This window comes from Rhodocaloribacter litoris, from assembly GCF_011682235.2.
GTDB classification, from domain to species: domain Bacteria; phylum Bacteroidota; class Rhodothermia; order Rhodothermales; family ISCAR-4553; genus Rhodocaloribacter; species Rhodocaloribacter litoris.
Genome location: NZ_CP076718.1, coordinates 2,597,879 through 2,620,542, shown reverse-complemented (window position 1 = coordinate 2,620,542; position 22,664 = coordinate 2,597,879). Strand labels below are relative to the sequence as shown.

General features: G+C 66.0%; 20 protein-coding genes. 11 read left to right on the top strand and 9 right to left on the bottom strand.

Annotated elements, in window-relative coordinates; all coding sequences use genetic code 11:
- Positions 1 to 75: 75 nt before the first annotated feature.
- On the top strand, positions 76 to 804 hold the full coding sequence (locus GQ464_RS10955) for a T9SS type A sorting domain-containing protein (protein WP_228350214.1): 729 nt from the start codon (positions 76 to 78) through the stop codon (positions 802 to 804).
- Positions 805 to 818: 14 nt separating this feature from the next.
- Here the strand turns inward: GQ464_RS10955 and GQ464_RS10950 are convergent, their stop codons facing one another.
- The 4 genes from GQ464_RS10950 to GQ464_RS10935 form a co-directional block, all read right to left on the bottom strand.
- A complete protein-coding gene (locus GQ464_RS10950) occupies positions 819 to 1,835 on the bottom strand; it encodes a phosphotransferase (RefSeq protein WP_166981199.1) in 1,017 nt (338 codons plus the stop codon).
- A gap of 66 nt (positions 1,836 to 1,901) precedes the next feature.
- On the bottom strand, positions 1,902 to 2,108 hold the full coding sequence (locus tag GQ464_RS10945) for a YgaP family membrane protein (RefSeq protein WP_166981202.1): 207 nt from the start codon (positions 2,106 to 2,108) through the stop codon (positions 1,902 to 1,904).
- Positions 2,105 to 2,242, bottom strand: coding sequence for a hypothetical protein (locus GQ464_RS10940; RefSeq protein WP_228350213.1), 138 nt, complete (start codon positions 2,240 to 2,242; stop codon positions 2,105 to 2,107). Before GQ464_RS10940 ends, GQ464_RS10945 begins: the two co-directional genes overlap by 4 nt.
- Positions 2,243 to 2,358: 116 nt before the next feature.
- Positions 2,359 to 3,042, bottom strand: coding sequence for a Crp/Fnr family transcriptional regulator (locus GQ464_RS10935; RefSeq protein WP_166981208.1), 684 nt, complete (start codon positions 3,040 to 3,042; stop codon positions 2,359 to 2,361).
- Positions 3,043 to 3,164: 122 nt separating this feature from the next.
- Here GQ464_RS10935 and GQ464_RS10930 point away from each other — a divergent pair, with 122 nt between their 5' ends.
- Both GQ464_RS10930 and GQ464_RS10925 read left to right on the top strand, forming a co-directional pair.
- On the top strand, positions 3,165 to 3,953 hold the full coding sequence (locus GQ464_RS10930; RefSeq protein ID WP_166981211.1) for a GntR family transcriptional regulator: 789 nt from the start codon (positions 3,165 to 3,167) through the stop codon (positions 3,951 to 3,953).
- A 422-nt stretch (positions 3,954 to 4,375) separates the two neighbouring features.
- A complete protein-coding gene (locus GQ464_RS10925) occupies positions 4,376 to 7,051 on the top strand; it encodes an ATP-binding protein (RefSeq protein ID WP_228350212.1) in 2,676 nt (891 codons plus the stop codon).
- Between the two features lie 29 nt (positions 7,052 to 7,080).
- On the opposite strand, the gene GQ464_RS10920 is transcribed toward GQ464_RS10925, so the two are convergent.
- Entirely contained in the window at positions 7,081 to 8,202 is a 1,122-nt protein-coding gene (locus tag GQ464_RS10920) for a hybrid sensor histidine kinase/response regulator (protein ID WP_228350211.1), read from the bottom strand.
- Positions 8,203 to 8,387: 185 nt separating this feature from the next.
- On the bottom strand, positions 8,388 to 9,290 hold the full coding sequence (gene rocF / locus GQ464_RS10915; protein WP_166981231.1) for an arginase: 903 nt from the start codon (positions 9,288 to 9,290) through the stop codon (positions 8,388 to 8,390).
- 306 nt (positions 9,291 to 9,596) lie between these two features.
- On the opposite strand from rocF, the gene GQ464_RS10910 reads away from it, so the two are divergent.
- The 8 genes from GQ464_RS10910 to GQ464_RS10875 all read left to right on the top strand — a co-directional run bounded on the left by GQ464_RS10910 (position 9,597) and on the right by GQ464_RS10875 (position 19,542).
- On the top strand, positions 9,597 to 9,998 hold the full coding sequence (locus GQ464_RS10910) for an Hsp20/alpha crystallin family protein (RefSeq protein ID WP_166981223.1): 402 nt from the start codon (positions 9,597 to 9,599) through the stop codon (positions 9,996 to 9,998).
- Positions 9,999 to 10,077: 79 nt separating this feature from the next.
- Positions 10,078 to 10,716 (top strand): porin family protein, encoded by a 639-nt coding sequence (locus GQ464_RS10905; RefSeq protein ID WP_166981228.1) that lies wholly within the window; start codon positions 10,078 to 10,080, stop codon positions 10,714 to 10,716.
- A 52-nt stretch (positions 10,717 to 10,768) separates the two neighbouring features.
- The gene (groES, locus tag GQ464_RS10900) at positions 10,769 to 11,074 is read left to right on the top strand and encodes a co-chaperone GroES (RefSeq protein ID WP_228350210.1); all 306 of its coding nucleotides are present in this window, start codon (positions 10,769 to 10,771) and stop codon (positions 11,072 to 11,074) included.
- A gap of 84 nt (positions 11,075 to 11,158) precedes the next feature.
- A complete protein-coding gene (gene groL / locus GQ464_RS10895; protein WP_228350209.1) occupies positions 11,159 to 12,787 on the top strand; it encodes a chaperonin GroEL in 1,629 nt (542 codons plus the stop codon).
- 232 nt (positions 12,788 to 13,019) lie between these two features.
- The gene (locus GQ464_RS10890; RefSeq protein WP_228350208.1) at positions 13,020 to 15,380 is read left to right on the top strand and encodes a choice-of-anchor B family protein; all 2,361 of its coding nucleotides are present in this window, start codon (positions 13,020 to 13,022) and stop codon (positions 15,378 to 15,380) included.
- A gap of 490 nt (positions 15,381 to 15,870) precedes the next feature.
- Positions 15,871 to 17,181, top strand: coding sequence for an LVIVD repeat-containing protein (locus GQ464_RS10885; protein WP_166981430.1), 1,311 nt, complete (start codon positions 15,871 to 15,873; stop codon positions 17,179 to 17,181).
- Positions 17,182 to 17,272: 91 nt separating this feature from the next.
- Positions 17,273 to 17,848, top strand: coding sequence for a hypothetical protein (locus GQ464_RS10880; protein WP_166981427.1), 576 nt, complete (start codon positions 17,273 to 17,275; stop codon positions 17,846 to 17,848).
- Positions 17,848 to 19,542 (top strand): multicopper oxidase family protein, encoded by a 1,695-nt coding sequence (locus GQ464_RS10875; protein ID WP_166981424.1) that lies wholly within the window; start codon positions 17,848 to 17,850, stop codon positions 19,540 to 19,542. The genes GQ464_RS10880 and GQ464_RS10875 overlap by 1 nt, the downstream gene beginning before the upstream one ends.
- Positions 19,543 to 19,587: 45 nt before the next feature.
- Here GQ464_RS10875 and GQ464_RS10870 read toward each other — a convergent pair whose 3' ends face one another.
- The 3 genes from GQ464_RS10870 to GQ464_RS10860 form a co-directional block, all read right to left on the bottom strand.
- Positions 19,588 to 19,797 (bottom strand): hypothetical protein, encoded by a 210-nt coding sequence (locus tag GQ464_RS10870; protein WP_166981421.1) that lies wholly within the window; start codon positions 19,795 to 19,797, stop codon positions 19,588 to 19,590.
- Between the two features lie 356 nt (positions 19,798 to 20,153).
- Complete coding sequence (locus GQ464_RS10865) at positions 20,154 to 21,080, bottom strand: T9SS type A sorting domain-containing protein (RefSeq protein ID WP_228350207.1); 927 nt, start codon at positions 21,078 to 21,080, stop codon at positions 20,154 to 20,156.
- A gap of 331 nt (positions 21,081 to 21,411) precedes the next feature.
- Positions 21,412 to 22,662, bottom strand: a complete 1,251-nt coding sequence (locus GQ464_RS10860) for a T9SS type A sorting domain-containing protein (protein ID WP_166981415.1) — start codon at positions 22,660 to 22,662, stop codon at positions 21,412 to 21,414.
- Positions 22,663 to 22,664 lie beyond the last annotated feature (2 nt).

Here is a 22,664-nt window from a genome sequence, read left to right as displayed (position 1 = left end):
CCTGCCCGGTCCTGAATGGTCCTGCTATATCCCCGAGGTCGTGCTCCCCTGCTGATCCAATCCGTCAACGCATCCATGGCACCGAACTTAAAGCGCACGTTATGGGGACTCGGGATGCTCGGGATGCTGGCGGCGACCGGAGGACGGGCACAGCATCATTTCACGGACTGCCACGCGAACACCGGCAATCAGGCCGTCGTGGTGTTCCCGGAGGGACCGGTCTATCCGTTCAAAGCGGGCGACGAGGTGGCGGCCATTACGCCTTCCGGCGCGTGTGCAGGCGTGATCGTCTGGACGGCGGCACCGCATGCCCTGACCGTGTGGGGAGATGATTTCCTCACGGACGAGGTGGATGGGTTCCGGTCCGGAGACTCGCTGCAGTTGCGCTTTTTCGACGGCACGGAGGAACGGCAACTGCAACTGCGACACGACGCGGCGGGGCCTCTCGGAAAAGGCGGAACCTATCGGTTCAGGGGCATTTATGTGATCGACAGGCTTGCCATACCCGGTGGTGCACAAAAAGCGCGCGCCGCACTTCCCACACGTCCGGCACTGGGCCTCAACTACCCCAACCCTTTCAACGCAACGACCCGGATCCCTTTCGAGCTGTCCGAAACCGGGATGACCCGGCTGACGGTGTACAATCTCCTGGGGCAGGAAGTAGCCCGTCTCGTCGACGGGGTTTACCCTGCCGGCCGTCACCAGGTCGTCTTCGATGCGCGTCGTCTCGGTTCGGGGTTCTACAGCTACGTCCTGGAGGCCGGGGACCTCAAGATGACACGGCAGATGGTCCGGGTCGACTAGTCGGGCCGGGGGCTTCAGGACAGGGCACAGGCGCGGCGAAAGGTGGCCTCGGCCTCGTCGAACGAGACGGCGGCCAGGCGCTCGAGCATCTCCCAGGCCGGTTGTTCGCTGACGGTCAGGTAGGCGTTGTGCGGGTCCTGCCGTCGCCGGTAGGCGGAGAGGCAGACGCTCGTGCACAGGCGCATCGCGATCAGCCCGAAGAAAGCCCGGACCTCCGCCCCGGTCAGCGGATATGCGGCATGGTAGCCGGCCACCACCTGGGCCGCCGTCCCGATCGGGTCCGTCGTGCCGAGCATGGCATACGTGGCGGCGATGGCGACTTCGGCCACCGTGACGGTGTGCACCATGTCGCCGAAGTCGATCAGGCCGGTGACGGCTTCGGGGGTGGCCAGGACATTGTGGTCGTTGGCGTCGTTGTGGATGACGCTCCGGGGGAGGTCGGGGAGCAACGGGGCGGTGTGCACTTCAACGCGCCGAAGCCACCGCTCGACAAGCCTCCGCTGATCCGAATCGGGCAGTTCGCCGAGGAACCCATACAGGTCAGCGTATCGGCACACGTCCCATGGCAGGGGACGGTTCATGGCCGGATGGCTGAATCCGTCGAGGGCGTTGTCGAGGTGAGCCAGGGCATGGCCGAGGGAGCGTAGGAGCGCAGGGGACCGAAGGGGCAGGTCGGCGAGGAACGTGCCGGAGAGGTAGGTGACGAGCCAGGCACGATGCGTCCGGCCGTCGGTGCCGGTGAGGGGGACGAGGCGCTCGCCCGTGGGCGCCGGGCATACGCGCGGCAGGCGCAGCGGGAGCGGACGGGTGGCCAGGTGCGCCAGCACGGCCTGCTGGAAGTCCAGCACGGCCGGGTCTTCCTCCGCATGGGCGATCTTGAGGATGAAACGGTGCCCATCGTCTGCCCGGAGGAGGAAGTTCTGGTCCAGATAACTGGGCAGTTCTCGGGCCTCGGCCCTCAGCCCGAAGTGGGTGCGGGCCAGGCGTGCGGCGTCGTCGGCGGTGAAGGCCGGGCGTGAGGGCGGCGACATGACAGGCTGAACAGGTGAACGAAAGCGCGCCAAGATACGCTTTTTTCCCGGCTCAGCCCGCCCCGTTCAGCCCTCTTTGCCGCGCGTCGACAGTTTGAACGGCGCGTAGAGCGGGCAGAAGCCGATGGCGCTCGTCAGCAGGAAAACGATGGCGAGGATGCCCAGGATGGTGGCCAGGGTGCCCTGCAGCGTGCCGGTCAGGAGGAGCACGCCGATAATCACCGCGACGGCTACGCGGAGGATGCGGTCGATGGAGCCCATGTTCTTCGTCATGGCAGTACCTCGAGGGTTGGTGGGTACGAGGGCGCCGCACCCCAGACGGCCTCGACCAGCAGCACCAGGCCGGCAATCAGCCCCGCACAGAGCAGGCAGACGATCAGCAGCTTGCGCCTGGTCGAGGCATCCATGGTTCTGGCGACCTTTTCATCCGAATGAAAAAAAGATCGATCCACTGCCCCGTTGTGTTCTGTGATAAGGTCACACGGGGTGACCGAGCAGCCGCCCATTGTGCCGCGAGAGCACCTCAGTTCTGCCGGGCCTTGCCGAGCAGCCCTCGGGGGTCGCAGACGCGGATGGTGCCACGGGAGAGGGCCACCCAGCCCTGACGCTCGAATTCCTTCAGAATGCGGCTGACGACCTCACGGGCGGTGCCCAGTTCGTCGGCGAGGGCCTCATGGGTGGTGTGGATCGTCCCCACGACGTTGCCGGTCAGTTTGAGCAGGTGCTCGGCCAGGCGGGCGTCCATGCGCCGAAAGGTGACCTCCTCGACGAGGCTGATGACGTCGACGAGTCGGTTCCAGAGCAGGCCGAACACGTACGTGCGCCAGGCCGCGTGTTCTCCCAGCCATCGGAGGAAGTCCGTGGCCGGAACCAGCGCCGCCACCACATCCGTCTCTGTGATGGCGAAGGCCGGGAAGTCGTGGTTACCGATGAGACACGAGGCCGTCAGGATGCAGCTGTCGCCCGGTTCGAGCCGGTAGAGCGTAATTTCGCGGCCCTGCCCGCCGATCTTGTAGATGCGGGCGCTGCCGGCCAGCACGATCGGCAGGTGCAGGCACCGGTCGCCTTCCATACACAGGTGGCGTCCCGCCGGCATGTCGGCGCGGATCGCCCGGGCGAAGAACGCCTCGCGCAGAGCGGCAGGGGCCGTACGCAGGAACGGCAGCACCGTGTACACTTCGTCCTTGAACGCGTCTGAAGAGCTCATGGGCAACCGAAAGGTGGGTGCGGATGGATGAAAAAAAGCCTATCTTAACCTGTCATGACCTGTATCGTCTCCGGACGGGCTGCCGGTGGAGACGAACCCATGATAAGAACAGCGAGGTGGGTATGCTGAAACCGGGACGTCCGCGGCACGAACAGTTGAGCGACTGGCTGCGGGAACAGATCGAACAGGGGGTCTATGAGGTGGATTCCCGGCTTCCCTCCGAAAGCCAGCTCGGCAAACGCTTCGGTGTCAGCCGCATCACGGTGCGGCGGGCCCTGCAAACGCTTGAAAACGAGGGGCTGATCTACCGGCGGCAGGGACTGGGCTCGTTCGTCCGGGATCAGCGGGTGCGGCAGGGGCTCGTCCGCCTGACCGACTTCGTGGAAGACATGACCCAGGCCGGGCTCACGCCGTCGTCGCAGGTGCTCTTTCACGGCCCGGTGCCGGCCCCGCCGGAGGTCGCCCGGGCCCTCGGCCTGGACGAAGGCACCACCGTCATCCGGCTGGATCGACGCCGCCTCGGAAACGGCGAGCCCGTGGCCTTCGACCGGACGTGGCTGCCGGTCTTCTATGCCCAGCTGCTCGAAGGACACGACCTCGAAACCGAAACCATCTACCATATCCTCGAACACAACTACGGGGTGCCGGTGCTGCGCGGGCGCTACCGCATCGAAGCCGTCAACGCCGATGCCGAACTGGCAGCCACGCTCGGCGTCGCCGAAGGACGCGCCCTGCTGCTGATCACCCGCCTCTCGACCACCCACGGCGACCGCCACATCTACTACCAGCAACGCTATTACCGGAGCGACCGGGTCGCCTACGAACTCGAACTGGAACGCGACCCGCGGCGCCTGCCCTCCGCGGCGCACGGCTTGCCCCTCCGGGACTTCGAGCCGGTCTTCAACCTTTGAGGCGCGCTCACGGGCATCGCCACGTCGGGCCCGCCGGAGGAAAATATTTCCGTTCCCGCCGTTCGCCCCCTTCTTCACTGCGCCGGCCCGCGGGGATAAAAAGCGGAATGACGCTGAAAAAGGGCCCGGGCACCGCGCCTCCTCCCCAAATTTGCACGGTATTTGTTCCCCGAGGCGGCAGAAGGTAGGAGAACCGACACCTTCTGCGGGCCGGCGGATCCGCTCCGAGAACGGACGGCCAGCGCCATGCAGTCCAAACGAGAGATGTGCTTCGTGAAAGTAGTAATCAAAGCAATGATTGTCCGAACGATTTGGCCTCACGGGAGGAGGGGAGGAAACCGGCCATGCACTGGGGAATCGGAAGCCGCTTTGCCGTTATCTTTTCTGCGCTCACGTTCCTTGTGACCGGGACCCTCGGGTACATGGTGTACCAGGGGGCCCGGAAGTCACTGATGGAGGCGGCCACCGACCGCCTGGCCCACACGGCCGAACTCATCGACCTGCGTTTCGCGGCCAGCCGATCGGCCATCCGCAAGGACGTGCTCTTCCTGGCCAACACGCCCCCGGTGCAGGGCATCACACGCGCACGCCGCCAGCAACGCACCGGCTTCATGCTCGACCGGGAAACGGCCCTGTCCGACCTGGAGTGGCGCGAGCAACTGGCCAGCATCTTCGAAGCCTTCCTCGAAAGCCGTCCGGCCTACAGGGAAGCGGTTTTTTTCGAGCTGCGCGGCACACCGCGGGAGCTGGTGCGTGTGGTGAAGCAGGACGGCGCGGTGGTGCGCGTGCCGTGGAACCGGCTGCGCACCACCAGGACCGAAGCCTACCTGCGCGAAGCCTCCGCCCTGGAACCGGGGACGCTCTACCTGTCGGAAATCGGCGGGCACGACTGCGAAGACCGGCCGGGGCTGTCTCCCGTGCTGCACGCGGCTACCCCCGTGTTCTCCCCTGAAGGCGAGCGCTTCGGCCTGATCGTGGTATCGGTCGACCTGAAAACGATACTGGCCGGGTTTGCCGACCTCGTCTCCCCGGACAAGACGCTCTACATCGCCGGCGCCGACGGGCAACTCCTGTTCCGCTCGGACGCATCGCCCCCGTATGAACACCGGCTGCAAGACGCCTTCCCGGTAGCGGCCCCGCTGCTGGCGGCGGCCACCGACCAGCGGACCCGCTTCGGCATCGACCTGGATGGCCTGCCCGGTGCCGGTACGGCCCTCATCGCCTATTTCAGCACGATGGTCTATGACCGGGGCATCGACCGGCACCACCTCATCCTGGCCGTCACCTCACCGCATGAAACCATCCTGGCGGGCGTGCGACAGGTGCGCAACCGCAGCGTGATCATCACCCTGCTCTTCTGCTTCGGCGCCACGCTGCTGGTCCTTGGCTTCACCAGCTTGCTGACACGCCCGCTGAGCCAGATCACCGAAGCCCTCTCCCACTTCGGCCGGGACGGGTGGCGCGCCCGCCTGCCCACACAACGGCGCGACGAGTTCGGCCTGCTCGCCCGCACCTTCGAGACGATGGAAGCGCAGATCCGCCACCAGATGCATCAGCTCGAAGACAAAGAGCAGCGGCAGCGCACCATCCTGGAAACCTCGGCCGAAGGCATCCTCGTCATCGACACCGAGGGCCGCATCGAGACGTTCAACCGGGCCGCCGAACGGCTGCTCGGCTACCGGGCCGAAGAGGTGCTCGGCCGCCGGATCGACCGGCTGCTGGCACCGGCTCCCGGCGAAGAGAAGGGAGACGAGGTGCTCGCCCTCTTCCGGGAGGCCGCCGGCCGGGAACACGAGGTGCTCGGCCGCCGCAAAAACGGCGAAACCCGGACGTTCGCGCTGGCCGTCAGCGCCTTCGAGTTCGGCGGAGAGAAGAAATACACCGGCTTTCTGCGGGACATCACCGAGCAGAAACAGTACGAACAGGCCCTGGAGCAGGCGAAGGAACATGCCGAGGAGATGGCCCACCTGAAGTCGGCCTTTCTGGCCAACATGAGCCACGAGATCCGCACCCCGCTGACGGCGGTCATCGGCTACGCCTCGGTGCTGGCGAAGGAAGTCGAGGGGGCGCACCGCGAATTCGCCGAGTTGATTCAGACCAGCAGCAAGCGGCTCATGGATACGCTCAACTCGGTGCTGGCCCTGGCACAACTGGAGGCCAACAAGCTGAAGGTCGAGCTGGAGGTGCTCGACGTGGGGGCCGAGGTGGAGGAAGTTGCCCGGCTTTTCCGGCCGATGGCCCGGCAGCGGGGCCTGGCGCTGGGCTTCGACCGGCGCCCCGGCGCCGGGGACACCCGCGCCCGGCTCGACCGGGGCGCCCTCAGCAGCATCCTCCAGAACCTGGTCGGCAATGCCCTCAAGTTCACCGAGCAGGGCCGCATCACCCTCACCGTCGACGCCGACGACCGCCACGTGTATATCCACGTGCAGGACACCGGCGTCGGCATCGACCCCGCTTTTCTGCCCCACCTCTTCGACGAGTTCCGGCAGGAGTCGACCGGGATGAGCCGCTCGCACGAAGGCAGCGGGCTGGGCCTTTCGATCACCCGCCGCCTGGTGGAGCTGATGCAGGGAGAGATCCGGGTTCAGAGCCGGAAGGGCGAGGGCAGCACCTTCACCGTCGTCTTCCCCCGGGTGGTGCCGGAACCGGAAACACCGCCGGCGTCGCCCGACGCGGAACCGGGGTGCGTGCCTCCCGCAATCGTTCCGAAAGAGCCTCCGTCCGCCCCCGTGCGCCTGCTCGTCGTGGAAGACAACGCCGAGAACGCACGCCTCGCGCAGCATGTCCTCCAGGCGATCGGCTCCGTCACGGTGGCCCGCAACGCCGAGGAAGCCCTCCGGCACGCCGCCACGGGCGCCTACGACCTGGTGCTGATGGACATCAACCTGGGATCCGGCTTCAACGGGATCGACGTGCTACAAAAGCTCCGCACGATACCCGCCTGCGCCGACACGCCGGTGGTGGCCCTGACGGCCTACGCCCTGCCCGGCGACCGCGAACGCTTCCTGGAGCTGGGGTTCACGGACTACCTGGGCAAACCGTTCTCCGGGGACGAGCTGCTCCAGTTCGTACACCACGTCCTGCTGGAAAAAGCCTGAGCCGCGTGCGGAAGACCGGCGGTGCGGGTTCAGGCCGGCACCCGCACGACGGCCTCGGTTCCCGCCCCCGGCGTGCTCGTGAGGGTGAGCGTGCCGCCGTAGAGCGCCGCCAGGCGACGTGCGATGCTCAGCCCCAGCCCACTGCCCTGTTGCTCGGCGGTCTTGCGGCTGAACTGGATGTAGGCTTCCGCCTGCCGGATCTCCTCCCCGGTCATGCCCCGGCCCCGGTCCCGCACCACCAGCGCGAAGGCGTCGCCTGCCCGGCGGGCCTGAATGTGGACGGGCGTGCCCGGCGGCGAGAACTTGAAGGCGTTGTCGACCAGTTCGGTGACGATCTTCCGAAGGTGAAATGGATGCATCGCCAGCGGGCCCGCTGCCACGGCCAGGTGCAGGTCGTCCCGGCGGCCGTAGACCTGCGCGCGTTCCTGCGCGGCCTCGGTGACGACCGGGGCCGCGTCGGGCGTATGGGGATGCTCGAGCGGCAGCGTCTCGTCCTCCTGCAGCTGCACGTAGATGAGCAGGTTTTCGACGAGCCGATGCAGGCGCTCCGCCGAGGTGTGGATGGCCCGGAGACTGTCCATCACCTCCTCTTTGCCGAACGAATCGTAGAGGTCGAGGAGCATGGAGGCATGGGCCAGAATGAGTGTCAGCGGGGTGCGCAACTCGTGCGGGAGGATGGTCGAGAGTCCCTGCCGGAGCATGGCGAGGCGCTGCTCGATGTGCTGCCGGCGGGTGGCCTGTTTGCTGAGCTGGGCCTCGACGGCCGCCACGAGTTCCTCGGTGGTGAAGGGCTTGGTCAGGTAGTCGTCGGCGCCGAGTTCCATGCCGGCCCGCAGGTCGGAGAAGGTGGCTTTGGCCGTCAGGAAGACGAAGGGAACGAGGGCGAGTTCGGGATCGCGGCGGGCGGCCTCGAGCACGTCGTAGCCCGTCATACCCCGCATCATGATGTCACACAGGATCAGGTCGGGCCGCATGGCACGGGCCCGTTCCAGGCCGGCCGCCCCGCTCGTCGCACCTTCGACGACATAGCCCGCCCCCCCCAGCATGTACGAAACCATCTGCAAGATGTCCGGCTGGTCATCGATCACCAGAATCCTTTTCTGGACCTTCGACAGCACGGGCGTATCCTGTTCCGGCATATGGCGCGACATCGGTCTGTCCCTCTCTGAATTCGGCGGGCCGTAGCTCCGGCTATAGCACGCCCGCGCAAAAAGCGATGGCCGGACGGGCAAGCAGGACGTGAACGATCCGCCGCACGAAAAAGGTTCTCCCGCGGCGGCAAGGTCTCCTTGCCCGGCCCCGCGCAGCCGGGTGGTTCCCCCTTGAGAAGCAACCCTCAGAGGATGGATTTGCCCAGCAGGGACATCAGCAGCGCGGCGGCCATCTCGGCGGTGCGGTTGTGCTCGTCGAGCATGGGGTTGATCTCGACGACGTCCGCCGAGCCGACGCGGCCGTCCTCGGCCAGAATCTCCATGAGCAGGTGCGCCTCGCGGAAGGTGAGACCGCCGGGGACGGGGGTGCCCACGCCCGGGGCGTACATCGGGTCGAGGCTGTCCATGTCCAGGCTCACGTGCAGGCGCTCGCAATGACCGAGGCGGCGCAGGGCCTCGCGCGTGACCTCGGCGATGCCGCGCTCGTCGATCTCACTCATCGTGTAGATACCGATGCGGCTCTCCCGCAGCAGCTTGCGCTCGGACGCGTCGAGGTCGCGCACGGCCAGCAGCATCACGTCTTCGGGGCGGAGCTTGGGCCCGGGCCGGCCCAGGTCGACCAGCTCGGGGGCGCCCAGTCCCATCAGCGCCGCCAGCGGCATGCCGTGCACGTTGCCGCTCGGGGAGGTCTCCGGCGTGTTGTAGTCGCCGTGGGCGTCGATCCAGAGCACCCCCACCGAACCCTCGTGCGTCACCCCGCCGATGGTGCCGACGGCGATGGAGTGGTCGCCGCCGATGAAAAGCGGGAAGCATCCGTCGGCGATGGCCCGGCGGCCGGCCTCGTAGACGCGCTCGCAACTCCTGCTGATCTCCTCCAGGTAGGCAATGCCCTGCCGCTCCGCGTCGAGCGTACCGCGCACGGCCACCTCGACGTTACCCGCATCCTGTACCTGATGACCGAGGCGGGCCAGGCGATCCGCCAGCCCGGCATACCGGAGGGCACTCGGCCCCATGTCGACGCCGCGCAGGTTCTGCCCCAGATCCATCGGAACCCCGATCAGGCGAATGGACGTAGCCTCCCGTACCATCCCGTCTTCCGCTTCGTTCACGTACACGCCACGCGTCGCGGCCTATGCCGGAAGCGCTTTTCACCGCCTATCTTACGCATCGGCCCGCTGGGGCGCAAAAGAAGATTTGCCCGAATCGCCCGGCGCGACGCTGACATTTTTGAAGCGGGGCGCGGGCCCGTCTCTGTCGAATTTTCAAGACCCTCCGGCGCGGTTTTGTCACTCTGACACAGCACACGGTTTGGCACATCGCTTGAGTCGCCGCCAGCCGTGATGCCCCGCAGGGGCCAACGTGTTGACCCAGGAAACCACGACGGTCTTTCCCCCATGCACGACCTGGCCATCGCGGTGTTGCACGACCTCGAACGCCGGCCGCCTCCGGCCGTGCGCGCCGGCTCAAGCGGCATCCGGAGCTGGATCCCGGCCGCCGACGTGGTCGAGACGGCCGAAAGCTATTTCGTGGCGCTGGATGCCCCCGGCCTGCCGCGTAGCGCCTTCGACCTCCGCGTGGAGCAACAGGCACTGCACATCCGCGGCAACCGTCCTCCGGAGGCCCCCCACGAACGCCCCTTGCACCGGGAGCGTGGGACCGGTGCCTTCGAACGGGTGTTCCTCTTCCCGAAGGCCATCGACCCGGCCGGCATCGTGGCCCACTACGAGCATGGCGTGCTGCGCGTGATGGTGCCAAAGGCCGCGGAGAGCAAAGCGCGGCGCATCAGGATAACCTGAACCCCCGAACATGGACAGGACGAGGAGGTGATCAGTGATGAAATCGCTAGCCCGCATTCGGAGAATGGTGGTGCCGGCGATGCTGACTCTCCTTCTGAGCGCCGGTGCCGTCACCAGCCGGGCCCAGGTCCCCCCCGCCCAACCGGCCCTGGAACCGGCCCACACCCTGACCTACGGCTTCCGTCTCGGAGCCCTCTATAACGGCTTCACGGGAGACGCCGTCCATGAAGACAACGAGGCCATGGGCTTCAGTGGCGGCGCGTACCTGAACTACCGCTTCAGCCGGCACTTCGCCCTGCAACCCGAGGTGGTGTTCGCCGTGCGCCAGGGGCAGGTGACCCACCACGGCATCGTCTTCCCGGCGGAACGGGTCGACTACACCTTCGGGATGCTGGACGTGCCGGTGCTGCTGAAGTTCTATCCCTTCACCGGCCGAACGGCACAGCCCGCCCTGTTCGCCGGCCCCGTCGCCAGCTACCACCTCTACCGGGACCTTGACCTGCCCGAACGGCAGACCCCGTACTTCGATGCAGACGACCAATACCGGGCTGGCATACTGGGACTGACCTTCGGCGCCAGCCTCGAAAACCGGCTCTTCGGACGCTCCGTCCTGTTCGATACCCGGTACGTGCGAAGCCTGACAAACCTTTTCCGGGATGAACTGCGCCCCGGCTTCCGGCTCGAAGGCTGGAGCGTCTCCGTGGGCGTCGGTTTCTGAGAGACGACAAACAGCCCTTGTGTATCCCATAGACCAAACAGGAGGACCAACCATGATCCACATCAAACCGCTGGGCGACCGCGTGGTCGTCAAACCCGAACCGGCCGAGGAGAAAACCTCCAGCGGGCTCTACATCCCCGACACCGCCAAGGAGAAACCCCAGCGCGGCACCGTCGTCGCCGTCGGCCCCGGACGCGTCGAAAACGGCACCAAGATCGACATGACCGTCAAGGAAGGCGATACGGTCCTCTACGGCAAGTACGCCGGCACCGAAGTCCGCCTCGGCGACGAAGAGTACCTCATCATGCGCGAGACCGACATCCTCGGCATCCTGCAGGAGGAAGCCGTGCCGGCCTGAACGGGTTGTGCCGGCCGCTAAACGTCAACCGCAACCGGCGCATACACGCCGAAACGTCATTCAAACCATAGACCTCGAACAGCTATGGCGAAGCAGATCATTTTCAACGCGGAGGCGCGTGCGGCGCTCAAGCGCGGCGTCGACACGCTGGCCAACGCCGTCAAGGTTACCCTCGGTCCGAAGGGCCGCAACGTGATCATCGAGAAGAAGTTCGGCGCGCCGACCGTGACGAAGGACGGCGTCACCGTCGCCAAGGAGATCGAACTCGAGGACAAGCTCGAGAACGTCGGGGCGCAGATGGTCAAGGAGGTCGCCTCGAAGACGAGCGACGTGGCCGGCGACGGCACCACCACGGCCACGGTGCTGGCGCAGGCGATCATGTCGGCCGGGCTGAAGAACGTCACGGCCGGGGCCAACCCGATGGACCTCAAGCGCGGCATCGACAAGGCCGTCGAGCAGGTGGTCGAGCGCCTGCGTGCGCTCAGCCGTGAGATCGAGGGCAAGCAGGAGATCGCGCAGGTGGCCACGATCTCGGCCAACAACGACACGGCCATCGGGGAGCTCATCGCCGAGGCCTTCGAGCGCGTGGGCAAAGAGGGCGTCATCACGGTCGAGGAGGCCCGCGGCACCGAGACGACGCTCGAGGTGGTCGAGGGGATGCAGTTCGACCGGGGCTACCTCTCGCCCTACTTCGTCACCGACGCCGAGAAGATGGAGGCCGTGCTCGAGGACGCCTACATCCTGATCCACGACAAGAAGATCTCCTCGATGAAGGATCTGTTGCCGATCCTGGAGAAGGTGGCGCAGATGAGCCGTCCGCTGCTGATCATCGCCGAGGACGTCGAGGGCGAGGCGCTGGCGACGCTGGTGGTGAACAAGCTGCGGGGTACGCTGCGCGTGGCGGCGGTGAAGGCGCCGGGCTTCGGCGACCGTCGCAAGGCGATGCTGGAGGACATCGCGATCCTGACGGGCGGCACGGTGGTCTCGGAGGAGAAGGGATACCGGCTCGAGAACACGACGCTGGACTACCTGGGCCGCGCCAAGCGGATCGTCATCGACAAGGACAACACGACGATCGTGGACGGGGCCGGGAGCCCGGATCAGATCAAGGCGCGGGCGAACCAGATCAAGCAGCAGATCGAGACGACGACGTCGGACTACGACCGGGAGAAGCTGCAGGAGCGTCTGGCGAAGCTCTCCGGCGGGGTGGCGGTGCTGAAGATCGGGGCCGCGACGGAGCCGGAGATGAAGGAGAAGAAGGCGCGCGTGGAGGATGCGCTGCACGCGACGCGGGCGGCGATCGAGGAAGGGATCGTGCCCGGCGGGGGTGTGGCCTACATCCGTTCGCTCCCGGTGCTGGAGGAGCTCGAGGTGGAGAACGAGGACCAGTCGATCGGGGTTTCGATCGTGCGCCGGGCGCTGGAGGAGCCGCTGCGCCAGATTGCGGCGAACGCGGGTCTGGAGGGTTCGATCGTGGTGCAGCGGGTGAAGGAAGGCGAAGGCGACTTCGGCTTCAACGCCCAGACGGAGGAGTACGGCTCGCTGCTGAAGCAGGGCGTGATCGACCCGACGAAGGTGGTCCGCACGGCGCTGGAGAACGCGGCGTCGGTGGCGGGGCTGCTGCTGACGACCGAGTCCATCGTGGCCGACAAGCCCAAGCAGGAGAAGGCGCCGGCCGTACCCGGTGGCGGGATGGACGACATGGACTTCTGAGTCCGCCCCGCCCGCCACGAGATCAAGGGTGGTGCTGCCCGCGCGGCACCACCCTTTTGCTTTGCTTTTGCGCCGCCGGTTTTTTATGCTTGTCCGGTTCCCGGCGCGCTTTTCCCCGCCTCGCGTCGAATCCCGGGTAGGTCCACACACGCCGGAGGCAGCCCGGTGTTGCTTTTCCCCCGCCGGCCTGCCCGGCCGCTCTGCCAGAAACCGCATCACCCCCGAGAACGCCATGAAACGCTCGCTCCTGCTCTGTCTCCTTCTTGCGTGCATCGCCCTGGCTCCGGTGCGGGCGCAGTATGCCACGTACGGCTCGTCCCTCGCCCTGTCCGAGCACGAGGTATTCATCGGGCAGCCCATGAGCCTGTCCGATCCCGGGACGGTGTTCGTCTTCCGGAAGGACGATGGGGGGTGGCGCGAAGTGAGCCGGCTCCAGGCGGCCGCACCGCGCTTTGGCGACGGTTTCGGCCAGAGCCTCGCCCTCGACGGCGGCACGCTCCTGGTGGGCACCGTCGCCCAGGCACCGTTCCCCGGCGCCCCGCCGAACACGGTGTACGTCTTTGAGCGGGACGCCGCCGGCACCTGGCATGAAGCCGGCCGCCTCGAAGCCCCGGAAGGCGCCGGCGGCTTCGGCGTGGCGGTGGCCCTCGCGGGCGACGTCGCCCTGGTCGGCGCCCACGTCGAGAACGGCATGCGCGGCGCCGTCCACGTCTACCGGCGCGGGCCGGACGGGGCCTGGACCCATCAGACCACCCTGGGCGGCGACGACACGGCCGCCGGCGACCGGTTCGGCACCGCCCTGGCCTTCGACGGCACCCATGCCCTGGTGGGCGCCCCTGGCCACGACGGCGGGCGCGGCGCCGTCCACGTCTACCGCTACGACCCGGCCGGCGGCACCTGGCACGCGGCCGGCAGGCTCACGGGCGGCCAAGACGCGGACGAAGGCGCCCACCTGGGCGCAGCCGTGGCCCTCGCGGGCGACCTGGCCTTCGCCGGCGCCCCCCTGCACACGGACGGCGCCGGCCGCGTGGCCCGCTTTGCCCGGCATGACGAACGCGGCTGGGTGCTGATGAGCACCCTGGCCCCGGGCACGGACGCACCGGCCCACTTCGGCGCAGCCCTGATCCTCGCCGGTGGCAACCTGTGGGTCGGTGCCCCGGGAACGCCGGAGCAGACGGGACACGTCTACGTGTTCGATGCGAACACCGGGGTGCCGAAACACACGCTGCACGATCCCGCCCGCCAGACCGGCAACCAGTTCGGGCGGGGCCTGGCCGCGGCCGGCCGGCATGCCGTCGCCGGCGCGCCGGAAGGCGACTACGGCCTGGGCCGCGCCGTCCTCTACGAAAGACAGGAGGACGGCACCTGGCACGAGGCGGCCGTGCTGCTCAAAGAAACCGGCACCCCGCCTTCGATCACCGGCGGGCAGGTGAACTGCACCGACGGCGAAGCCGCCGCGTTCACCTGTGAAAACGTGGACCTGCTCTCGTTCCTCTCCGTCGAAGACCTCGGCGGCGAGCGGGGTGTCTTCGTCAACGACCTCTGGGGCTGGACCGACCCCGAGACGGGCCGCGAGTACGCCCTCGTCGGCAAGAACGTCGGCCTCGCCTTCATCGACGTCTCCGACCCCACCCGCCCCGTCTACCTGGGCGAGTTGCCCCGCACCGAGGGCGTCCCGGCCAGCCTCTGGCGCGACGTCAAGGTCTACCGGAACCACGCCTTCATCGTGGCCGACGGCGCCGGGCCGCACGGCATGCAGGTCTTCGACCTGACCCGCCTCCGGAGCGTCGAGAACCCGCCCGTCACCTTCACCCCCGACGCCCATTACACCCGGATCCACAGCTCGCACAACATCGTCATCAACGAGGAGACCGGCTTTGCCTTTGCCGTGGGCAACCGCATGGGCGGCGAGACGTGCGGCGGCGGCCTGCACATGATCGACATCCGCGAGCCGAAGAACCCGCAGTTCGCCGGCTGCTTCAGCCACGCAGGCACCGGCAACAACGGCACCGGCGGCACGCACGACGCGCAGTGCGTCGTCTACCGCGGCCCGGATGCCGACTACCAGGGCCGGGAGATCTGTTTCGGCTCGAACGAGACGGCCCTCTCCATCGCCGACGTGACGGACAAAGCCAACCCGAAGGCCATCGCCCGCGCCACGTACCCGAACGTCGCCTACGCCCATCAGGGCTGGCTCACCGAAGACCACCGCTACTTCTACCTGAACGACGAGGGCGACGAAATGAGCGGCCTCGTGCCCGGCACCCGCACCGTCATCTGGGACGTCACCGACCTCGACGACCCCCAGTTCGTCGGCGCCTACATCGCCCCGGTACCGTCGGTCGACCACAACCTGTACGTGAAAGGCAACCTCATCTTCGAGTCGAACTACGTCTCGGGCCTGCGCATCCTCGACATCACCAACCGCGAGCAGCCCGTGGAGATCGGCTTCTTCGACACCGTCCCGGAGACGGACGCCCCCGTCTTCAACGGCTCCTGGAGCAACTATCCCTTCTTCAAAAGCGGCATCATCGTGGTCACGAGTATGCGCGAAGGCGTCTTCATCCTGAAAAGGAAGGACGTGGACATCTGATGTGTGGTGCGTGGTGCGTATTTCGTGGGTAGAAACGGTCACGTGGACGAACCGAACAGGCGTTACGCAATAGGCCACAAAGCCGCCGGGTTTCTCCCCTTTTGCTTCGTGGCAGGCCCCCACGACCAGGGAGACGGCGACCTTTAAAAGCCCCTCCCCTTGCCAAGAGAAGGTGTCGCGAAGCGACGGAGGGGTAGACCCCGGGCGATGGAAGCGATGCGGCGGTCATGACCCCCATCCCCCCCTTCGGGGTACTTCCCCCTGTGCGGCCTGCGGCCAGGGGGAAGGGCTCGCAGGGCGTTTTTTGTTACCTTTAAAGCCCCTCCCCTTGCCAAGGGGAGGTGTCGCGAAGCGACGGAGGGGTCGTCCTGCCACCGCACAGGGCTCAACTGCGTAAGTCCTACCGGAGACAGGACGACCCGCGCCCTCGCGCATCACAGTATCCGCACGACGTACAACGAAACCCATACACGACACGAGGCAAAGCCCCATGAACACCCGACCCTTTCTCGCGGGCCTGCTCCTGGTGGGACTGGCGACCGTGCCGGCCCATGCGCAGTGGACGCCGGAGAAACCCGGCAGTGACAACATCGAGGTGCTGGCCCACCTGCCGCTCGGGCCGCGCCTGAGCGTGGCTGACCTCGATATCGAACAGGAGCTCACGCGGCCCTACGCCTACGTCTCCCGCATGGTCTACGGCGACGAGGGCCCGCGCGGCACCGACATCATCGACCTCGCCGACCCCACGAAGCCGAAGGTCATCTACCGCTGGCGCATCGAAAACCAGGACCTCCACGTCGGCACCGGCGCGATGGACGTGAAGCACTTCAAATGGAACGGCCGCTACTATGTGGTGCAGTCGCTTCAGTTCCGACAGGGCGGACCCAACCCCGACCTCGGCGCCGTCGTGCTCGACGTGACCGGCCTGCCCGACCCCTCGACGGTCAAGGAGGTGGCCCGCATCCGCGAGCCGGAGAAACCCGGCGGCTTCCACAACATCTTCGTCTACAAGCACTCGAACGGCCGCGTGCTCCTCTTCGCCACGACGAACGGCCCCACCGCGCACGTCTACGACCTGGGCCGGGTGGTGGAGGGCAACCTGGCAGGCGCCCTCGTGGGCGAGGTGCCCAACCCCAACGAGGGACGACGCGGCTACCACGACTTCTACGTCGGCTACCATCCGGACAGCGGCCAGGACCGCTTCTACGGCGGCGGTACGGGCGGCTACTACGTCTACAACGTGACGGACCTGTCCAACCCCGAACTGCTCGTCACGCTGACCAACATCCCGGGCGTGGCCTGGGGGCACACCTTCACACCCGGCCCGCGCGGCCGCTACGTGGTGGCCGAGACCGAGTACCAGTACGCCCCGCTCCGCATCTTCGACCTGCAGCCCGCCCTCGACGGCGAGGTGACCAACATCAGCCAGCCCATCTCCGCCTGGACGGCCGACTGGCGCCACCTGACCCACAACCACGAGGTGCGCTGGCCCTATGTCTTCGTCTCCGGCTACCTGGACGGCCTCCAGGTCTTCTCCCTCATGGACCCGAAGAATCCCGTTACGGTGGCCTATTACGACACCTATATCGGCCCGCCGAACGAGGACCGCTACCCCGTCTTCAACGGCGCCTTCGGCGTCGACGTGCGCAACGCCGACGGGCTGATCGTCGTCAGCGACATGACCACCGGCTTCTGGGTTTTCCGGATGGAGGGCTTCGACGGATGGAACGGCGCCGACTGGGGCGTGCCGGACATCTCCAGCGCCCAGAAGTGGGACGAGGGGCCGATGGGAACGCATTGAACACGGTTCGGCCCGTACGGGAGAAACAGGGCGCGTCGTGCGTTGGGAGAAGGTGCCGGAACGAAACAAGAACGACACTCCCGGCCCTGTGATGGAGCAAAAGAGAAAACAGGCGGGCAAGCGGGCCGGCCTTCTCGGCATGGCCCTCCTGGCGTTCGGGATGGCGCCGGTGCCCGGCCCGACGGCCGGCACCGCGCCGGCCCCGTGCACGCCCGACCCCGGCCCGCCCGAATATTACCGGATCGACCTGGTCAGCACGAAGCGCCTGCCCGGCACGCGCGCGGCACGCGGTGCAGGCTACGTCACCTTCGCGAAGTCCCCCTTCGGCATCGCCGTCACGCCGGAGGGGCATTACGTCTACGACCTGCGCGTTGCCGTCGAGCGCCTGCCTCCCTCGACGCAGGGCGTATACGTCGCCTGGGTCGCCACCCCCGCCCTCGACGTCGTCGAGCGCCTGGGCCCCCTCGACGCCAACGGAACGGCGAAAGGCCGGGTACACTTCAACAAGTTCCTCGTCTTCATCACGCTCGAGCCCTCGGCCGAACCGGCGGCACGGTGGACCGGCCCCGTGGTGCTCCGGGGCCTCTCGAAGAGCGGGTTCATGCACACGATGGCCGGCCACGGGCCCTTCCAGCAGGAGCCCTGCACGAACTACGGGTTCAACTGATGATCCAGCGCCTCGCTTTCCTCGGCCTCTTCCTCTGCCTGGCGACGGCCGCCCCGGCCCAGCACCACGGCCACCACGGGATGCACGGCCCCGCCGACAGCCTGGCCTGGCGCATGCCGCCGATGGACATGAGCATGCCCATGCTGCCGGGCCTCGAAGGGGCGCTGCCCACCGCCGGGCCGTACCTCCCCGGCCAGGGGATCGACCCGGCGCGGCTGCCCGAGGCCCGCCCCCGCGAGGTCGTCGCCCTGGCCGACGGCGACACGCTGGAGCTGCGGGCGGGGCTGGTGCGCCGCACCCTCGGCGGCAAGACGCTCGTCATGTACGGCTACAACGGCCAGTACCCCGGCCCCCTCCTGCGCGTGCGGCAGGGGACGAAGGTGGTCGTCCGCTTCCACAACGACATCGAGCAGCCCACCACCGTCCACTGGCACGGCCTCCGCCTCGACAACCGCTTCGACGGCGTCCCCGGCCTGACGCAGGCCCCCGTGGGGCGGGGCGAGACGTTCACCTACGAGGTCCGCTTCCCCGACGCCGGCATCTACTGGTACCACCCCCACGTGCGCGAGGACGTCCAGCAGGACCTGGGCCTCTATGGCAACATGCTCGTCGACCCGCCGGGCGCGGGCTCCTACGGGCCCGTCCACCGCGAGGAGGTGCTCATCCTGGACGACCTCCTGCTCGACGACGCCGGCCTGATCCCCTACGGCGACGACGCCCCGACCCACACGCTCATGGGGCGCTTCGGCAACGTGATGCTCGTCAACGGCGCGCCGGACTACCGCCTGACCGTCCGCCGGGGTGAGGTGGTGCGCTTCTACCTGACCAACGTGGCCAACGCGCGGACGTTCAACGTGGTCTTCGAGGGCGGGCGGGCCAAGGTGGTGGCCTCCGACGTGAGCCGGTACGAGCGCGAGGCGTGGGTGGGCAGCGTGCCCATCGCCCCCGCCGAGCGGTACGTCGTCGAGGTGCGCTTCGACGCGCCCGGCACCTACGCCCTGAAGAACGCCATCCAGGCCGTCGACCACTTCCGCGGCGAGTTCTACCCGCACGTCGACACCCTCGGCCTCGTCACCGTCCTCGACGAGCCTGCGCCGCCGGGGCCGGCCGCCGCCTTCGACACCCTCCGCGCCCCCGCCGACGTGCGACGCGACCTCGACGCCTTCCGCCCCTTCTTCGACAAGCCCGTCGACCACACGCTGACCCTGGGCGTGCGCGTGAAGAACCTGCCGCTGCCCATCATGCTCGCCATGGAGCTCGACACGCTCTACGTGCCGCCCGTGGAGTGGAACGACGCCATGCCCATGATGAACTGGCTCTCCACCGCCCACGAGGTCACGTGGCTCCTCCGCGACGCGGCCACCGGCCGGGAGAACATGGACGTGCACTGGGACTTCCGGCAGGGCGACGTGGTGAAGCTCCGCGTCTTCAACGACCCGGAGACGTTTCACCCGATGCACCACCCCATCCACATCCACGGGCAGCGCTTCCTCGTCCTCTCGATGGACGGCGTGCCGAACGACAACCTGGTGTGGAAAGACACCGCCATCATCCCCGTCGGCTCCACGGTCGACCTGCTGGTGGACATGTCCAACCCCGGCGACTGGATGCTGCACTGCCACATTGCCGAGCACCTGCACGCCGGCATGATGCTCTCGTTCACCGTCCACCCGGCCACGGGCGGGACGCGGTGAGGGGTAGCGCCTTCTGCGCCCGGCGTAAGATCTCGACCCGATAGCTCACCGGCGCTGTTGCTCGATCTCGCGGATGGCCTGCTCGAACGGAATGGCCTCGTCCCCGGAGGCTTTGGCCTCATCGTAGGCACGGATCTCCTCCAGCTCCTCCGCGGCCTCGAGAAGCTGCTCATACAGGTCCAGGTCGAGAATGACGGCCACGCGGTTCCCTTCGAGGTCGGTCACGTAGCGTGGTGGCTCTTTGGCGGCAGGCATATCGGTAGGCGGGACGAGCGGTTGCGGCGAGGGGGCTTGCGTTTGTATTCGGTCTGCTTCGAAATCGTTCCGGTCATCTTTCGATACGTTCCGGCGACGGGATGCTGCACGGACCCCTCGCCGAGCCCCTGCACGCCGGCATGATGCGCTCGTTCACCGTCCACCCGGCCACGGACGGGACACGGTGAGGGGTGTGGGTGGGGGCGGAGGTGTTTTTATAACGGATGGGCGCTCACCGGCCCAGGGCTTGCGGGCACCATCGCTCAAGGTCGGGAAAACCTATAGCGGTAGCAACGGTGGTCGAGAAAACACCGACCGGCTTTGGGTCCGCGCGCAGCGCCTGGTTATGCTTCCCTTCACCTGCGTTTCGTTATGAGCCGGACAGATTGCTCGCCCTTTCCACTTATAGCGCGAATAATGTACATGCCTGAGGCAAGATCCCCTGCCTTAAGAAAATACTGTTGCCTGCCTGCGCGCCGATACGACAATACCTCTGATCTCAGCTTTCGCCCGAGCAGATCGAACAGTTCTATCGTCACACGCTCCGACCCTGCGAGTTCATACTCAACCGTTGCTTCATCAGTGAACGGGTTCGGATAAACAGCCTTGATGAGAAACTGTCTGCTCAGATCTACTTCGGGTTCTACAGCGGTAAACAAACTTGCCCCGTATTCTCGTCTCCCGATTCTCGCATAGACCAATCGGTAGAACAGCAGGCTTCCTCCTTCGACAAAACCAATATCCGTCCCATAGCACTCGAACCACCACAGCCGGTGGAGACATTTAAGAGCCCCCACCTCTACACGATCGCCATTTATCAGAACTTCTTCCTCAAATCCCCCGCTGATCCAGTAGGGTTCCTGTTCCTGAGCGTCAAAGAACAGTGTATCGCCGAAGGCTGCGCGCAGGTCGAAATACTCAAGAAAATTGTCGTTATCGCCTTCACCGATAGGAAAACGGCGAGGTACTGCCGCGGTATCTGCCTCAACCGCTTCGATGATGACCACAACTCCAGCCGTATCGTACCGCACAAAGACCGTATCTACGGGCAGAATGGTAGCTCCCTGCCATGTTTCCGTCATCAGAAAGTATCTGTGACCGCCGGCAAGCGTATCGCTGATGATTTCTCTACGCAGCTCCGAGGTAGGCTCAGTAACGACGTATTCCCATACATTGCCGACTTGGAGCGGAAAATATCGTTTCCAATCGAGGGTATCAGGTACAACAGATCCCGCGTTCGCTTGGCCGTAGACAAGCGGCGCAAACAACAGCGACCGGAGCATGAGAGAGCAGATCTTCATGACAGCCTCCTGGGGCACCTAACGATTTGCGCATAACCGGCGCACCGCTGGCACATGGTTTCAACAAGCTACGGAAACACTGACACTCGGGCAGCGTGAAAACGCCGACCAGCGGTGCGTCCGCGTTGATGCGCGGGTTATACAGCCCTGTACTCGCCTGGCAACAGCTAACGTACGAGTCACTCTCTGATGCATTCCAGCCGCTCAGAGTTGATTACCCCGACGGCACCTAACAGAACTATCGCCCTCCACAACCGCTAGCCACCCGACGCATATCACGCTCGACACCCACATGGGATTTCAACATCCTTTTCTATCGTTGTAATACGAGCACAATGGTCTCAGACCGATTATCGGAAGCCATTCTGCAAAAATACACTCCATTCGCCTGATCAGTCGGGTTCCATTGAACACGGAACGTACCGGGCGGATACGTACCCGAGGCGAGGATTTCGACCCGGCGACCTAGCTGGTCGTAGATCTCCAGCGTGACGTGAGCCGGCTCGGTAAGCACAAACGCAATGATGGCCCTTTCCTGCACCGGATTGGGATAGATGTCCTGCAGTTCTACGCGATCCGGCAGCCCCGCGTCCGTCTCTACGTCTACGCGGACATCCCACCCGAAATTGAGCGCCAGGCTGGTGGGCACGACCAGCCCCGACAGGAGATCTTCCACCTCACTGCCGTCGAGATTGGCGCGCCGGATGGTGCCTTCGCTGGTCTCGGTCCAGTAGATTTTCCCTCCCTTGTGGTCTATAGCCAGATTACCTACCGCTCCCTGGCTTACGATCACATTCTCGACCTCGGTACCATCGAGATTGGCGCGCCGGATGGTGCTACTGTTACAGGGAGCCCAATAGACTTTGGACAGCATATGGGCCAGGGCGATGTCCCCAATACAACCCGTTATGATGTATTCATCAGACACAGTATCGTTAAGGGGAGCCCGTAGAATCCCGAGAGGTTTTTGGACGAAGAAATCGTTGTTCGTCCAATAGATCATCTGATTGCGGAGATCGAGCTCAATAGCCGACACGGCATAAGGACCGTTTGTTGGAAGCAAACTCTGAAAAGGATCGGGCCGTACCAGGTCTGTGCGATGCAGAGGTCTATAACAGTCTGAGTTTTCGCTCCAATAAACTGTTTCTCCCGCGGTGTCGATCTCAATATCTTTCAGTGCACCCACGCCACACACGATACCCCCCAGGTATACCTCAGCACTATCGCCATCCAGGGACGCGCGTCGGATGGCTCCGAGTAATTCCGCCCCATCTGGCTCCGTCCCCCCCGAATCCGTCCAGTAGATATGCCCGCGGAGTGTGTCGACGGTCACATAGTAAAAATACCGCGGCACATGCTCTTCCGGGCCTAGTTCCCCGGATTGCACTAGGGTGTCCACTACGCCACTATCGAGCGCGTAACGAAAAATCGTGTTGCCTCTGGTCTCCTCCGGCTGGATTGCTCCAATCCAGTAGATGTATTGCTCCTGCGCATGGGCAGAACGGACACCCCCCAGTGAAGCGAGCATCAGAGCAAGGAACAAGGCTGAATGATATTGCGCCATAG